The sequence below is a fragment of the Haloarcula sp. HT12 genome (assembly GCF_055271655.1).
This window is the reverse complement of the sequence record NZ_JBUXKW010000004.1, coordinates 582,289-596,328: the sequence shown is the minus strand read 5'-3', so window position 1 is coordinate 596,328 and position 14,040 is coordinate 582,289. Positions and strand designations below refer to the sequence as shown.

At 63.4% G+C, this 14,040-nt stretch carries 14 protein-coding genes; 3 read left to right on the top strand and 11 right to left on the bottom strand.

Annotated elements, in window-relative coordinates; all coding sequences use genetic code 11:
* Positions 1–66: 66 nt before the first annotated feature.
* Complete coding sequence (locus tag ACY9XZ_RS15890; protein ID WP_463457996.1) at positions 67–2,652, top strand: calcium-translocating P-type ATPase, PMCA-type; 2,586 nt, start codon at positions 67–69, stop codon at positions 2,650–2,652.
* 147 nt (positions 2,653–2,799) lie between these two features.
* On the top strand, positions 2,800–2,979 hold the full coding sequence (locus ACY9XZ_RS15885; RefSeq protein WP_463457995.1) for a hypothetical protein: 180 nt from the start codon (positions 2,800–2,802) through the stop codon (positions 2,977–2,979).
* 176 nt (positions 2,980–3,155) lie between these two features.
* Here ACY9XZ_RS15885 and ACY9XZ_RS15880 read toward each other — a convergent pair whose 3' ends face one another.
* The 11 genes from ACY9XZ_RS15880 to ACY9XZ_RS15830 all read right to left on the bottom strand — a co-directional run bounded on the left by ACY9XZ_RS15880 (position 3,156) and on the right by ACY9XZ_RS15830 (position 12,839).
* Entirely contained in the window at positions 3,156–4,580 is a 1,425-nt protein-coding gene (locus ACY9XZ_RS15880; protein ID WP_463457994.1) for an FAD-dependent oxidoreductase, read from the bottom strand.
* 163 nt (positions 4,581–4,743) lie between these two features.
* The gene (locus tag ACY9XZ_RS15875) at positions 4,744–5,508 is read right to left on the bottom strand and encodes an ABC transporter ATP-binding protein (RefSeq protein WP_463458100.1); all 765 of its coding nucleotides are present in this window, start codon (positions 5,506–5,508) and stop codon (positions 4,744–4,746) included.
* Positions 5,505–6,308 (bottom strand): ABC transporter permease, encoded by an 804-nt coding sequence (locus tag ACY9XZ_RS15870; protein WP_463457993.1) that lies wholly within the window; start codon positions 6,306–6,308, stop codon positions 5,505–5,507. The genes ACY9XZ_RS15875 and ACY9XZ_RS15870 overlap by 4 nt, the downstream gene beginning before the upstream one ends.
* A 24-nt stretch (positions 6,309–6,332) precedes the next feature.
* The gene (locus tag ACY9XZ_RS15865; RefSeq protein ID WP_463457992.1) at positions 6,333–7,343 is read right to left on the bottom strand and encodes an ABC transporter substrate-binding protein; all 1,011 of its coding nucleotides are present in this window, start codon (positions 7,341–7,343) and stop codon (positions 6,333–6,335) included.
* Positions 7,344–7,513: 170 nt separating this feature from the next.
* The gene (locus ACY9XZ_RS15860) at positions 7,514–8,299 is read right to left on the bottom strand and encodes a TSUP family transporter (protein ID WP_463457991.1); all 786 of its coding nucleotides are present in this window, start codon (positions 8,297–8,299) and stop codon (positions 7,514–7,516) included.
* Between the two features lie 148 nt (positions 8,300–8,447).
* Positions 8,448–8,804: a DsrE family protein gene (locus ACY9XZ_RS15855; protein WP_463457990.1), complete on the bottom strand. Its 357-nt coding sequence runs from the start codon at positions 8,802–8,804 to the stop codon at positions 8,448–8,450.
* 148 nt (positions 8,805–8,952) lie between these two features.
* Positions 8,953–9,258 carry a putative quinol monooxygenase gene (locus ACY9XZ_RS15850; RefSeq protein WP_463457989.1) on the bottom strand — a complete coding sequence of 102 codons (306 nt, stop codon included), beginning with the start codon at positions 9,256–9,258 and terminating at the stop codon, positions 8,953–8,955.
* An 87-nt stretch (positions 9,259–9,345) separates the two neighbouring features.
* Positions 9,346–10,773, bottom strand: a complete 1,428-nt coding sequence (locus ACY9XZ_RS15845) for a dihydrolipoyl dehydrogenase (RefSeq protein ID WP_463457988.1) — start codon at positions 10,771–10,773, stop codon at positions 9,346–9,348.
* 186 nt (positions 10,774–10,959) lie between these two features.
* Positions 10,960–11,178, bottom strand: coding sequence for a hypothetical protein (locus tag ACY9XZ_RS15840; protein ID WP_463457987.1), 219 nt, complete (start codon positions 11,176–11,178; stop codon positions 10,960–10,962).
* Positions 11,179–11,340: 162 nt separating this feature from the next.
* Positions 11,341–11,745, bottom strand: a complete 405-nt coding sequence (locus tag ACY9XZ_RS15835; RefSeq protein WP_463457986.1) for a helix-turn-helix domain-containing protein — start codon at positions 11,743–11,745, stop codon at positions 11,341–11,343.
* Between the two features lie 359 nt (positions 11,746–12,104).
* Positions 12,105–12,839, bottom strand: a complete 735-nt coding sequence (locus tag ACY9XZ_RS15830) for a helix-turn-helix domain-containing protein (protein ID WP_463457985.1) — start codon at positions 12,837–12,839, stop codon at positions 12,105–12,107.
* Positions 12,840–12,927: 88 nt separating this feature from the next.
* Between ACY9XZ_RS15830 and ACY9XZ_RS15825 the strand changes: the two genes are divergently transcribed.
* Complete coding sequence (locus ACY9XZ_RS15825; protein WP_463457984.1) at positions 12,928–14,040, top strand: MBL fold metallo-hydrolase; 1,113 nt, start codon at positions 12,928–12,930, stop codon at positions 14,038–14,040.

Sequence of the window (14,040 nt, the reverse complement as noted above, 5' to 3'; positions counted from 1 at the left end):
TCACAAAGAAGACCCACCTTGACGACGAGGCCAACTCATATCAACATAGCGGTAGATCACCACTCTATGTCCGAGGCCGCCCACACACAATCGACTGCCGACGTCCTCTCGGGGCTCAACAGCGAGTCTGGGGGGCTGTCGGCGTCGGAAGCCCGAAAGCGGCGCGACAAACACGGGAAAAACGAGATCGCGCGGGGGAGCAAACGGACCCCATTCGACATATTCGTCGCGCAGTTCGATAGCGTCCTTATCTGGGTTCTCGTTGCGGCGGCACTGCTTTCCGTGTGGGCAGGACACGCTGTCGACGCAGTACTGATAGCCGTTATCGTGGTCGGGAACGGCCTGTTCGGCTTCGTTCAGGATTACCGCGCAGAGGGAACGCTCGAATCCTTGCGGGAACTGACCGCCCCAACCGCGACTGTCCGGCGCGAGGGACAGTCCGTCGAGGTCGACGCGACCGAACTCGTCCCGGGTGACGTTATCGAACTGGAGAGCGGCGACGTCGTCCCAGCCGACGGACGATTGATTGACTGTCGGTCCCTGGAGGTCGACGAAGCAGCGCTCACCGGCGAGAGTACGCCGGTCTCGAAGGGAACCGACCCGGTCGACGCCGACGCACCGCTCGCGGAGCGAGACTCGATGGTGTACAAGGGGACGAACGTCACGCGCGGGTCGGGCGTTGCCGTCCTCACGGCGACTGGGATGGATACCGAAGTCGGGGCCATCGCGCGCCAACTCGCAGGAACGGAGGAGACTGACACACCACTGCAGACGGAACTCGACACGCTCGGCCGGACGCTCGGCGTCGGCGTGGTGGTGCTCGCTGCACTCGTGATTCCCCTCCTGGTCTTCCGGGGGACCGAACTGGTCCAGGCGGCACTCACAGCGATTTCGCTGGCTGTGGCTGCAGTTCCCGAAGGACTGCCAGCGGTTGTGACGCTAACGCTGGCCCTCGGTGTCAGGAAAATGGCCGACGAGAACGCGCTCGTGCGGCGCTTGCCCGCCGTCGAGGCGCTGGGCTCCGTCGACGTCATCTGTACCGACAAGACCGGGACGCTGACCGAGGGGCGAATGTCAGTCAGCCGGATCTGGGTCAATGACTCCGTCGTCGACCGTGACGGGATGGACGGCCAACCGTTGTCGGACCGCGTTACAACGGTCCTCCGCGCAGGAACCCTGTGTAGCGATGCGACCCTCGACGAGGGCGACCCGACGGAGCAGGCCATCGTCGCGGCGGCCGATGCGTCCGGAATCGACGTGGAACGCCTCCGGAAAGAGAACCCGAGAACGGGCGAAATCCCGTTCTCGTCGGAGCGCAAGTGGATGGGAACCGCCCACGATGACGCGGTCTACGTAAAAGGCGCGCCTGAAGTAGTCCTCTCGAAGTGCTCCCGCGTGCTAACCGAGACTGGTCCGACGGACCTGACGCCCGACAGCGCCGAGCAGATCAGAGCGCAGGTCGACGCGTTCGCTGACGACGCCCTCAGGGTACTTGCCGTGGCGTACACGGAGGATACTACCGTAGTCGAACGTGACGACGCGACTGGCGATGCTGACGACGTCAGTGACGACCTGCTCTTTGCCGGGCTGGTCGGCATGATCGACCCGGCCCGCGAGGAGGTCGCCGACGCGATTGCGGCGACCGAGCGTGCAGGCGTTGCCGTGAAGATGGTGACCGGCGACAACGTCCGGACCGCCGCAGCCATCGGCGGCGAACTCGGTCTGGGCCAACGCGTGATGGAAGGCCACGACGTCGAACAGTGTTCCGAGGAAGCGCTCCGCGACCGCGTCGAGTCGGTCGACGTGTTCGCACGTACGTCTCCGGAGCACAAGGTCCGGATCCTGCAGGCGCTGCAGGCGAACGGCCACACCGTCGCGATGACGGGCGACGGGGTCAACGACGCACCGGCGCTGAAAAACGCCGACATCGGCGTCGCGATGGGCGTGCGCGGGACTGACGTAGCCAAACAGGCCAGCGATGTCATCTTACTGGACGATAACTACGCGACGATAGAGCGGGCAATCGAGCGCGGGCGAGCGATCTTCGACAACGTCTGGAAGTTCGTCGGCTACCTGCTGAGTGCTAACGTTGCCGAAGTCGCCATCGTGTTTATCGCCTCGCTCTTTGGCTATCTCGTCCTGCCGGCAGTCCAGTTGCTTTGGATCAACCTACTGACTGACGGGCTGCCGGCACTTGCGCTCGGGGCCGACCCCAAGAGTAGTGACGTGATGCAGCGACCGCCCAGGGACCCGGACCGTGGTATCGTCGACCACGATATGCTCGCGCTCATCGGGGGTACGGGCATCATTTCGACGGTCGTGATGCTCGGACTGCTCTTGTTCTCGCTTGCCGGCGCACCCGCAGTCACTCCGTACGCGATGACGATGGTATTCACCGGGTTCGTGTTCCTGGAATTCGAGAAGCTGTACGTGATCCGCTGGCTCCGGGAGACACCGACGCTGTCCAATCGGTGGCTGGCGTTTGCAGTGGGCGGGTCGATACTCCTCCAACTCGCCGTCCTGTACACCCCCCTCAACGCCTACTTCGGGACGGTTCCGCTCGGACTCACCGATTGGGGGTTGATCGGTGGCGTCCTCGTACTCGCCTTGCCGCTGTATCTCGCTGTTGCCAGTGGTGTGAAGCGACTGTGACGCTCCGAGCCGAGTAATCCCGGCCGTTCAGTCTGCACTCCTCGCTTCCTCGCTCCCGATTACGTCACCATGTGGCTCTGAAAAACCGGAATCGGGTGAGTGGAGGGTTACTAGCAATTTATTACACGTGTAATGCTACCAATGGGCATGCCACGTTGTGAGAACTGTGACAGGCTTTTCGAAACCGCAGACGAGGTTGAGCACGAGGAAGTCCCCGAGATGGGGGTCGAAGAGACTGACGAGGGTCCGCCGCAGATTCGGATCGGAACGGGGCTCCGCGACATCTGGCGGTGCAAGGGCTGCGGGGCGGTCTTCGGCGTTCGCTGAGGCCCCTCGCGAACAGAGCGGCCGAAGCCGATGTAGACCGCACGGAGGAAGACAGCCACGACGGGACATCCCGGAAGGCAAAGCCGACGACCTCGTTCAGCGTCGGATGGGCGGGCATCATATCGGTACTGATGGCACTACTGCGTACGTTTGGGACACAGTCACACCAGTCCGTATCAGTCCAACTGTCCGTTGAGCACTTTCGCGGCGACCAGCACCGGATCCCAGACGGGGCTGAACGGCGGTGCATAGGCCAGGTCCAGCCGTTCGAGCTCGTCGATGGTCATGTCTGCTTCGATGGCCGTCGCGAGCGTATCGATACGTATCGCCGCCCGGTCTTCCCCGACGATCCCGCCGCCCAGCAGGCGACCGCTCCCCCGGTCGGCGACGAGTGTCACGTCGGTGTCGTCGCCGCCGGGGTAGTACCCCGACCGGGAGCCGGCTGTGACCGTCGCAGTCACCGGGTCGAAGCCGGCGGCGCTGGCCTGCTCGCGGTCGAGGAGCCCGACGCGACCGCATTCGAGGTCGAACGCCTTGACCACGGCCGTCCCGGCGATGTCGCCGATGGGCGAGGGGTCGCCCGCGACGGTCTGCCCGATGGCCCGACCGGCCCGGTTTGCGGTCAGTCCGAGCGGCACCCAGTCAGGTTTGCCGGTCACGGCGTGGCTGTCCTCGGCGCAGTCTCCGGCGGCGTAGACGCCGTCGACGTTTGTGGCCCCGTACTCGTCGACCGCTATCGCACCGGAGGGCCCGAGTTCGACTGGCGTGTCCGCCACGAGGGCTGTGTTCGGCCTGATGCCGATACCGACCAGCGCGAGGTCCACATCGGTAGTGCCGTCGCCGTGGACAACCGCCGAAACGCGCTCACGGTCGTCGCCGACGAGTTCCTCGACTGCGGTGTTCAGATGTAGCCGTACGCCATGTTCTCGGAGGTGGTCGGCAACGCGCTCACCGACCGCTTCCCCGAACGGCGGCAGGAGATGGCCCGACCGCTGGAAGAGGTGCGTTTCGACATCGTGGGCCCGGAACGCCTCGGCCATCTCAACGCCGACGTAGCCGCCGCCGACGACGGCGACTCGCTCCGGTGGCTCCCAGTCCGTGTACTTTTCGACGAGCGACGTATCGACGTACTCGATACTCGTGTCGACAGCAGAGTCGCCAGGCTTGGACAGCGCGGCGCGGACCGCGGCGGCCGAATCGAGCCCGTGCATGGTGAACGCCCCATCGAGTTCCGCTCCCGGTATCGGACCGGTCACCGCGTGTGCGCCCGTCGCGACCAGCAGGTCGCCGTAGGGCTGGCTGAACGACTCGCCGTTGTGGGCGACGGTGACCGTTTCCGCGTCGGTGTCGACGCCGACGACTTCGTGGTTCCGACGGAGGTCGATACCTCGTTCGACCGCCTTCTCGGGCGACAGCGAGAGGAGGTCCGTCAGCCGCTCGACGGTCCCTTTCACGTAGTAGGGCGTTCCGCAGTGGGCGTAGGACACCCACTCGCCTTTCTCGAAGACAATCACGTCACGGTCCGGTGCCTCGCGTTTGAACTTGCTTGCGGCGCTCAGTCCGGCCGCGTCGCCACCGATGACTACGAACGGATCCGTCATACAGGCCCTCGTGTCGCTACGGTACTAAGGATTGAGTGACCTCCGGGTAACTGCGTCACTGGCTACCGTTCCCAGTACTGCGGTCACGACTGATACGGATTAGTGTCGCAATGTACCGGTGTCTCCCGACCCCGTGGTCGGCGTGATCCGAAGATAATCAACACTAATCCGTATGAATGAGATCGAGGACACGCTCGTAGTAGTCCCCGAACGCGGCATCGGACCGGGACCGCGGCCGGTCCATGTCGATGGCGACGATCTCTCGGACGTGGCCCGGCTCCGTTCCCATAACGATGACCCGGTCCGCGAGTTTCACCGCTTCCTCCACGTCGTGGGTGACAAAGAGGATCGTCTTCTCCGTCTCCGACCAGATGTCGAGCAGTTCGTCCTGTAGCATCCGCTTGGTCTGGGCGTCGACGGCCCCGAATGGCTCGTCCATCAGCAGGAGGTCGGGATCCATAGCCAGCGCGCGAGCCAGTGCGACCCGCTGTTTCATCCCGCCGGAGAGGTCGCGGGGGTAGCTGTCCGCGAACCCGTCGAGGCCGACCAGTTCGAGCAGTTCACCGACCCGCTGCTTTCGTTGCTCGCTGTCGACGCCCTGCTTCTCCAGCCCGAACCCGACGTTGCCGGAGACAGTGCGCCACGGGAACAGGTGGTACTCCTGGAATACGAGCCCGAGTTCTGGCCCGGGTCCCTCCACCGGGTCACCGGCGAGATACACCGTCCCTGCCGTCGCGGATTCGAGCCCCGCGATGATGCGAAACAGCGTCGTCTTCCCGCTGCCCGAAGGGCCGACGATGCAGACGAACTCACCGGCGGTGACCTCGAAGTTCACGTCCTGTAGCGCCTGGACGCCGCCCTGTGGCGTGTCGTACCGCCGGCCGACGCCGTCGACGCGGACCCGCGGCTGGTCGGCTTCGTCGGTCAGCGCCACGCGAGCGCCCTCCGTTGAACTGCCCTGAAGGCGGTGTCGACCAGCAGGAACATCGCACTCAACACGAGGATGTAGGTGATGACGACGTCGACCCGGAGGTTGTTTGACGCCCGAAGGATTTCACGTCCGATACCGGCGACGCCGAAGATTTCGGAGGCGACGACGAGCATCCAGCAGCGACCGATGCCGGTCCGGATGCCGGTGGTGATCTCCGGGAGCGACGCCGGAATCACGACCGACCGAATCAGTTCGAGGTCTCCCTGGACGCCGAGGCTCCGGGCGACATCCAGCAGGTCGTCCGAGACGCCCTCGACACCGCCGTAGGCACCGTAGAAGTTGATCCAGAACGCGCCGATAGCGATGATGAACGCGGCCCCGGCGTGGTTGATCCCCAGCCAGGCAATCGCGAAGCCGATGAGCGCGAGCGGCGGCACCGGTCGGAGGAGCCGCACGACGGGGGCGGAGATATCGTCGAGATACGGACTCCAGCCGAGCGCGAGTCCCGCAGCGACGCCGAGTCCGGTCCCGATGACCGCGCCAGGAAGCCAGTGGATGATGCTGCTGAGAAGCGCAACCGCCATGTCGCCGGAGGCGGCCTCGGACACGAACGTCTCCGCGACGGCTGCCGGCGTCGGGAGGATGTAGCTCGGCTGGGTCAGGGCCACGAGCCACCAGAGCACGAGAAACCCGAGCACTCCGGCCCCACCGCGGAGCGCCCGCTGCGTGTCGATGTCGAACAGCGGCGAGTCACCCACGTCGGCGTACTCGCCGTCGTCCCCGAAGTCAACTGCCATCGTCGCGCCCTCCGTCTCGCCCGATCATAGGGTGTCGTAGACGCTGTAGTCGAATATCTGGTCGAGCGAGAGCCGTTCGTCGATCTGGCCGTTCTGGTTGGCGAACTCCGAGAAGACCTCCGTCCCGTTCTCGATTTCACGCGGATCGGTGACGAAATTCGAGAGCGGGCCTTCGAGCGCCGACTGCGCCTGGTCGGCGGCCATCCCGATGCCGGACTCGACGATGTCAGCCGTCGCTTCGGTGTTGTTCCGGATGAACTCCGTCGCTCGGACGTGCTGTTCGAGGAACTGCGTTGCAACGTCCGAATCGCGGACTTCGTCGCTCATCAGCGTCACTGCGGCCGGCTGACCCGGCATCACGTCGGCGGCAGTCCTGAACGTCCGAACGGGGACGTCTTCCTGCGCGGCACGGGTCGGGACCGGTTCCATGATCGAAGAGCCGTCAATCTCATCGTTGGCGATGGCTTGCCACACCGCGTTTGCGCCGCTGATCTCGGTAATCTCGACGGTCGACTCGTCGATGTCTTCCTGCTGGAGCCAGTAGCGCAACAGCACATCCGGAACGGATCCCTGTGGGAAGGTCCCGAAGCGGAATTTCTGGCCCCGTTCCGACTCCCAGACTTCGAACGCGTCGCTGCCGTGTTCGTCCCAGAGCGACCGGAGGTCGTCGTGGACCATGATCGCCATCGGCTCCTTGATGTTCGCAGCCGTCACCTTCGCCGGGAGCCCCCTGTCGATGACGATCATCGACGGGACGATGCCGAACATCGCCACGTCCAGTTCGCCGCTGCCGTAGGCCTGGACGATGGCCGGGCCATCGGTGAACTCCCGGCCGTCGATAGTTGCGCCGACCTCGTCGAGGTACCCCTGCTCCTCCATCACGAACCACTGGAGATCCGGGAATATCGGCATATATGCGACCGTTATTTCGTCACTGCCGCCGAGGCCAAGGCAGCCGCCCAGACCCAGTGTCGCGGCTGTACCGGCCCCCGCCAAGTACCGCCGTCGAGAAAGCGTCGAAGACCTGTTTTTCATTGCCCCGGTTACGGTCCATAGACTCATATAAGATGCAACTCTGGCAAGGCCACGGCGTTTCGATGATGCGCTCGTATCGAGAAAGAAGCGGACAGACGGCCGCTTACTGGGCCATACCGAATTTCGCGCGTTCGTTGATTGTCAGAGATAGGGACAAATGATACCGCTTCTTACGCGATTCCAAGCCCATCGGCGATCAGTTTGAAGCCGATAATCGATAGGAGAGTCAGAACGGCGGCGCGACGACCGCGTTCACTGACAGCGACCCTGAGTCGCTTCCCGACTACGACACCGGCAACGGCCGGCACGGCCGCAAGGAGGGACGCTCCAGCGATAGCCATGCTGGGATAGAGCCCGAATACGCCGGCAAAGACGACCCGAGTGGCGCTGAGCCCCAGAAACACCAGCGCGACGACGCCGACGAACAGGCTGTGGGAAAGACCGAAACTCCGGAGATACGCGACGAGCTGGACGCCGACGTTCGTTCCGCCGAACAGCGCCCCCGAAACGCCGCCGATACCGACCATCGCCAGCGGTGTCTTCCCGAGGTCACTGCCGCCGACTGTCACCCATCCGGGAAGGGGCACCCGCTGCTGTGCGGTCGCGACGAATCCCAGGGTCAGCAGGCCGAGTCCGACACGGAGCGGTGCTTCCGGGAGTCTATCGAGGACAGCCATCCCGACAACGGTCCCGATCAGCGCTGCGCCGATCAGGGGTCCGAACCGCTGGCTACAGGTCCGTAGTTCACGCCGGGAGAGGTCCCGAACCAGCGAGATGTTGACCGCGAGGATCGGGAGAATCATGAACACGACGGCGGTCGCTGGGTCAACAAGCGTCGCGAGCGCCATCGTCCCGACAACGGCGAAACCGAACCCGGCGAGCCCGTTGGTCGCCCCGGCGACGAGGACGATTCCCGTCACTATCACGACGAACGTCCATGAGGCTGGCAGAATCATATGGTGTCAAGTTTTAGATGGACTCCACAGCGCCCCGAGGTTCAAGTCGGAGCGAACCCTGGATTGTGAAGCACTTGCACGGCTTCGAATAAAGCCGCATCGTGTTTCGCCACAGCGTGATCGAACGTGACCGCCCCCCTATCGGGGGTTAGAACGTGATGACTTCGTAGTCGTCGTCGACGAGCGAGCGGATGCTGGGGTGACCGTCGTGGTCGTCCAGCGTGACAAGCCCGGAGTCGGCGACCGCGTCTTCGACGCCGAACGCACCGGAACAGTAGTCACAGACGGCGGTGTCGTCCTTGACGGTCTGGTACAGGTCGTGGTAGTCGCTGTCCTCGTCTTCGAGTTCCGGAATCCACTGCGTTCCGGCCCCGTCGAAGATAAGTTCGAGCTCGTCCTCGTCGTTCTCCGCGAACTCCTTTGCCGCTTCGAGGCCGTTTGCGAGGCGGCCGAGGTTCTCGTGTCCCTCTGTCCCTGCGAGGATGATGATGGCTGCTTTCGTCATTACGTATCGTAATACCACCCCTGGGGATATATTACAAGCGGGCCCGTGCAGCGGCGGTGGGCTCGCACCAAGTGTTTATCAGTGGTGGCTGAAGACGCCCTCTTAGACGGGGGGCCAGCGGTCCTACGTGGCGGGTGCGACGGCGCTGTTACAGGTCGACTTCGGACGCGGAGTCGACATCGAACCGGGTGACCGCCGGTTCACCGGCGAGCAGGCCCGGCAAGGCCGCCTCGAATGTCCCGAAGTGGTCGGTTTCGCCGTGGGCGCCGAACGCCGCCTCGTCCTCGTACTGTTCGGTGAACCGGAACAGGTTCGGGTCGTCGACGTCCGTCGCGACCTGATAGTCGATGACGCCGTCCTCCGCCCGCGAGTGTTCGGCTAGCTCTCGAACCAGTTCGAGTGCTTCCTCGCGCTTTGCCGGGTCGATGGGGAACTCCGCGTGAACGACGAGCATTACACCGCCTCCCACGGACGTACCGCATAAATAGGCACTGTGAACGTGTACCGAACGCGCCCAGCGGGACTCTCGTACGTACCCCGGTCAGTGCGAGTGTCCGCTGTCGCCGCGGCTGAACTGCCCGGAAAACCCACGCTGGACGACCTCCGAGAGCGCGGGGTGGATGTGGATTGACTCGCGGATATCCTGTACCGTGCCCGACCCTGCCGTCATCGCCACGACGACCTCCTGAATCAGGTCAGAGGCCTCTGGCCCCATGATGTGACAGCCGAGTATCTCGCCGTCGAGGTCGATGATGGCCTTGAGGAAGCCGTCGGCTTTCATCGCGCTGCCGCGAGCGGTCTGGTCGAACTGGTACGTTCGAGTCGCGTACTCGCGGCCGGCGTTTCTGAGTTCCTCTTCGCGCGCGCCGACGCCGGCCACTTCGGGTGAGGCGAACACGGCAAACGGCATGGCGGAGTAGTCCACCGGTTCGAGGTCGTCGCCGAAGAGGTTGCGAGCGACGGCCTGTGCCTCGTGGTTCGCGCTGTGTTTCAGCAGGTACTCCCCGACGATGTCGCCCAACGCCCAGACGCCGTCGGCGGTCGTCCGCAGGTACTCGTCAGTGTCGACGAAGCCGCGGTCGTCTGTCTCGACGCCCGCCGCGTCGAGATTCAGGAGGTCCGTGTTGGGTCTGCGCCCCGCAGCGACGAGCAGTTCGTCCCCGGTGACGGTCACGCCGCCGTCGTCCTGAACGCCGCCGTCGTCGCCGTACTCGTAGGGCTTTGCCTTGACGGTGACCGCCCCGTCATCCTCTGAGACGGCGGTGGCCGCGTGGCCGGTGTGGACGGTGAAGCGGTCGGCGTACCGCTCGGTGAACGCCTGGGCTATCTCCTCGTCGGCTTCCGGCAGAAGGTTCGGTCGCCGCCCGATGATCGTCACGTCGCTGCCGAACGTCCCGAAGAAGTGGCCGAGCTCGGCCGCGATGTACCCCCCGCCGACGACGACGAGGTGGTCCGGTGGCGTTTCCAGTTGGAGTGCCTCGGTGCTTGTCAGGTACCCCACGTCGTCGATGCCGTCGATGTTCGGAACTGACGGCCGCGTGCCGGCGGCGATGAGCACCGTCTCGGCCCGAACCTGTACGCCCTCGTCCGGCCCGCTGACGACTTCGACGGTCCGGTCGTCGACGAAACGGCCCTCGCCCTCGAACAGGTCGTGGCGCGACGACGAGCGGAGGCCCTTCCGTATCCATTCCGAGTCCGATTCGACGTCCTCGTTTACTTTCCGGACGATGTCTGCGAAGTCGACCCCGGTGACCTCGGCGTCGATGTCGAACTCGCCAGCGCGTTCGATAGTTTCCAGCACGTCGGCGTGGTACAGCAGCATCTTCGACGGGATACACCCGCGGTTCAGACACGTCCCGCCGAGCGGGCCTTTCTCAACGACTGCGACCGATTGCCCGCGGTTCGCGGCGGCGTTTGCCACGTCCAAGCCTGATCCGGAGCCGATAACCAGGAAATCAACGTCGTCCATATGGTCCCTGTCACTAGCCAGCATCAAGAAAGGCCCGCGGAAATGCACCCCCGGAGTCAATCACCGACAGTCCGAGGCGGGGAACAGTGTAGCCGACCCCCTCTCGACCGCCACATCGATTTCGAGGAACCCACCGACGACGAGCGAGGTCATCGCTGATCGGCGAAACGAGCTGTCGGGCCCATCTCACTCAATCGGGAACTCGGCTTCACTGAGCAGGTCACCGGGTGGATCGAGAGCGGAAAGCTCCCGTCCGACGAGTTCAGCAGGACCAGCCTCCCCCGGATACGGACAGGGAAGCGGTACGTGCTTGTCGATGACTGTCTCGAGCTGCTCCTCTCCATCGATACGAATGGGTTCGTTCGGCGCGGTCGTCCCGGCCTTGGATGCAATGTCAGTTGCCATCATCAGATTGTAGGCGCTAGCTTCAAACAGAAGTTGTGCCCATAAAACACAATACTATGAAACAATATCCGGATAGAGTCGGTGAGGGCAGCTATCCGTTCATACACAGCAATCCGCTTCGTGTCGGGAGCGACTGCGTCTGATACAGAGAAGACGGCCGCGTTAGCTATCGACGGGAGTGGTTGCGGACTCGGACTGTTCGTACTTGTTCTCGAACTCCTGAATCAGTTGGCCCATCTTCGCGTACCAGTCGTTGAGCATTCGCTGCATCTCGTCTGCGATCTGTGAGGGGTCCGTCGGCGAGTAGACGTGGTAGTAGCCACCCTGGTCGTAGTTGATCTGGTCCTTCTCGATAAAACCCGTCTGGAGTAGCCGCTGGACGGCGCGATACGCGGTCGAGCGTTCACGGTCGACTGCGTCGGCGAGCTCGTCGACGGTCAGCGGTTCCTCGGCTTCGACGAGCGCCCGGAAGCATTCCTTGTCGAGTTCTTTGAGGCCATGGAAACACTCCAACAGCCCTTCGCACTGCATGTCCTGCCGGAGTTGTTCAGACATCGAATCTGGCATCGTTATCACCGTTCTGTAGCCGCTACGCGGTTATAAGACTTGTGTACAGTTCGCACAAATGCACGCACGATACGGCAAAAACTGCCCTCGGATCGGCGGCCACGGCCGCTCACGCCACAGCCGATACAGATCCATCCCAGTCGTGTCGGTAGTCCGCGCCCGTCGGGGGCGTGTCCCGCTCCGGGTTCGCCAGTGGCCATGGAGATAAACTGTCGAAACGACCGTACCCGCAGGGGGATTCTGGGATGGAACTAGTCACAGGAGCCTGCGAAGGTAGGGCAGTCCAACGGTCGCTCACCGGAAGTACCCACACAACGGCGATCAGCAGGTGGTCGACGAGTGTCAGTGAGCGCTCGGTTTCAGTCTGGCCGTTGCTCGGGAACGCCGGCCTGTTCTGGTTGGAGTGGATTCGCTGTCGCAGTTGCGGTCACCAACCGCAGGAACCGGCCCGTGTTTGTGAGCAACTTATTCTCGGCCTTTCGGAGGTGTTCTTCGAACGTCGACTTCGAGACGGACGTCTGACTGGCAAGATCACGGAGTGAAGTCCCCCGTGGTTGCTCGTAATAGCCGCCCTCAAGTGCGAGTTCGAGGGCCCCTCGCTGACGGTCAGTGAGGTCGTCGAACAGTTGATCGACCGGCGTCAGCATACTGTGTGGAATCTGTTTCTCTTCGATCGCCGTCTTCGAGAGGAGTTCAATGTCGCGGTCCGCACGCAAATCCCCGAGGAGCGCCTGGATGTCGCTCTCGTCGAACGCGATAACCGTGTAATGTTCCCAACCCTGGCGGTAGATAGTCGGTGACTGGTAGAGACAGTTGTGTTCCTCGAACCGGTCGATGATCGATTCCTCCAGCGAGCAGAGACAGGACTGCGTGACGAGGTGAAACCCTGATTCGTCAACGGACTCGTGAAGGACTGTCCCCAGTTGGTCGATATCCTCCAGTAACCTGTCCGTCGGCGTTTCCTCCGACGTGATTTCCAGGACTTGGCAGTCGCTCAGCGGCCACTCCCGGATAGTGAGACCAGGGTGTCGCTCCGATATCGATCGATACGGACACTCGTGTTTTACCCGAAGTGATGCCTCGTGAAGGCTCATACTCCGATTTAGGACTCATCGAAATTAACGGTGCAGGTCATGTCCGGCAGTGCCTATAACCAAACACCCCTTTTAGGGTTATCCACTGATGTCAGAGATTGCGCCAGACGAATTGAGCAAACGGTTACAGACTGACCAATCGGATGTTCTCGTCCTCGACATCCGCCATCGCGAGGACTTCGAGGAGTGGCACATACCGGGCAGTACGAACATCGACGTTTACGACAACCTCGTCGAGGACCCAGATACTGCGACGGACTCACTGGAGGAGCTTCCCGACCACGATGAGGTTGTGACTGTATGCACCGAGGGGGTCGTCTCCCAGACCGCGACGGACGTACTGACAGAGTTGGGGTACGACGCCGTCACCCTCGAGGACGGGATGAGCGGCTGGAGCCGTGTCCATCGATGGGCTCGGATTCAGGTCGATATCGACGGCGAGCTGCTCCAGATCGCCCGGCCGGGCAAGGGGTGTCTCTCTCACGTACTCATCTCCGACGGGAAGGCCGCCGTCTTCGACGCTTCTCAGTACCTCGACGAGTACGAGGCGGTCGTCGACGACCACGATGCCGACCTCGTAGCCACGCTGGATACCCACGCGCACGCTGACCACGTCTCGGGCAGCCGAGACCTGGCAGCCCGTCACGATGTTCCGTACTATCTCCATCCGGCGGACGCGCTCGACGTTGACGCGACCCCGCTTGAGGACGAGCAGACAGTCACGGTCGGTAACGTCGATATCGAGGTCATCCACACACCGGGCCACAGTGAGGGTAGTGTCTCCTTCGACGTAGGTGGGAAGGCGCTGCTCACCGGCGATACGCTGTTCCACGACAGCGTCGGGCGTGTCGAACTCGGCGTCGAAGCCGGGCTCGAAGACTCCGACGTCGAGGACAACGCCGCCACGCTCTACGAGAGTCTCCAGCGACTACTCGACTACCCGGAGGACGTCAGCGTCCTCCCCGCACACGATCCCGGATCGCCCGACCCACCGGTGACGGCGACGTTGGGTGAGGTCAAAGTTCGATACGAGGACCTCCAGCGCGGTCGCGAGGAGTTCGTCGAGACGCTTGCCTCCGATATCCCAGACCATCCGCCGAACTTCGAGCGGGTCAAGCGGGTCAACGTCGGGCGGGAATCGGTCGCCGAGACGGAGCTGGCCGACCTGGAACTGGGGCCGAACAACTGCGCCGCCGAGTGA

Coding starts and splice junctions, on each gene's coding strand:
- ACY9XZ_RS15890 (WP_463457996.1), top strand. CDS start 67: ATGTCCGAGGCCGCCCACACACAATCGACTGCCGACGTCCTCTCGGGG.
- ACY9XZ_RS15885 (WP_463457995.1), top strand. CDS start 2,800: ATGCCACGTTGTGAGAACTGTGACAGGCTTTTCGAAACCGCAGACGAG.
- ACY9XZ_RS15880 (WP_463457994.1), bottom strand. CDS start 4,580: ATGACGGATCCGTTCGTAGTCATCGGTGGCGACGCGGCCGGACTGAGC.
- ACY9XZ_RS15870 (WP_463457993.1), bottom strand. CDS start 6,308: ATGGCAGTTGACTTCGGGGACGACGGCGAGTACGCCGACGTGGGTGAC.
- ACY9XZ_RS15865 (WP_463457992.1), bottom strand. CDS start 7,343: ATGAAAAACAGGTCTTCGACGCTTTCTCGACGGCGGTACTTGGCGGGG.
- ACY9XZ_RS15860 (WP_463457991.1), bottom strand. CDS start 8,299: ATGATTCTGCCAGCCTCATGGACGTTCGTCGTGATAGTGACGGGAATC.
- ACY9XZ_RS15855 (WP_463457990.1), bottom strand. CDS start 8,804: ATGACGAAAGCAGCCATCATCATCCTCGCAGGGACAGAGGGACACGAG.
- ACY9XZ_RS15850 (WP_463457989.1), bottom strand. CDS start 9,258: ATGCTCGTCGTTCACGCGGAGTTCCCCATCGACCCGGCAAAGCGCGAG.
- ACY9XZ_RS15845 (WP_463457988.1), bottom strand. CDS start 10,773: ATGGACGACGTTGATTTCCTGGTTATCGGCTCCGGATCAGGCTTGGAC.
- ACY9XZ_RS15840 (WP_463457987.1), bottom strand. CDS start 11,178: ATGGCAACTGACATTGCATCCAAGGCCGGGACGACCGCGCCGAACGAA.
- ACY9XZ_RS15835 (WP_463457986.1), bottom strand. CDS start 11,745: ATGCCAGATTCGATGTCTGAACAACTCCGGCAGGACATGCAGTGCGAA.
- ACY9XZ_RS15830 (WP_463457985.1), bottom strand. CDS start 12,839: ATGAGCCTTCACGAGGCATCACTTCGGGTAAAACACGAGTGTCCGTAT.
- ACY9XZ_RS15825 (WP_463457984.1), top strand. CDS start 12,928: ATGTCAGAGATTGCGCCAGACGAATTGAGCAAACGGTTACAGACTGAC.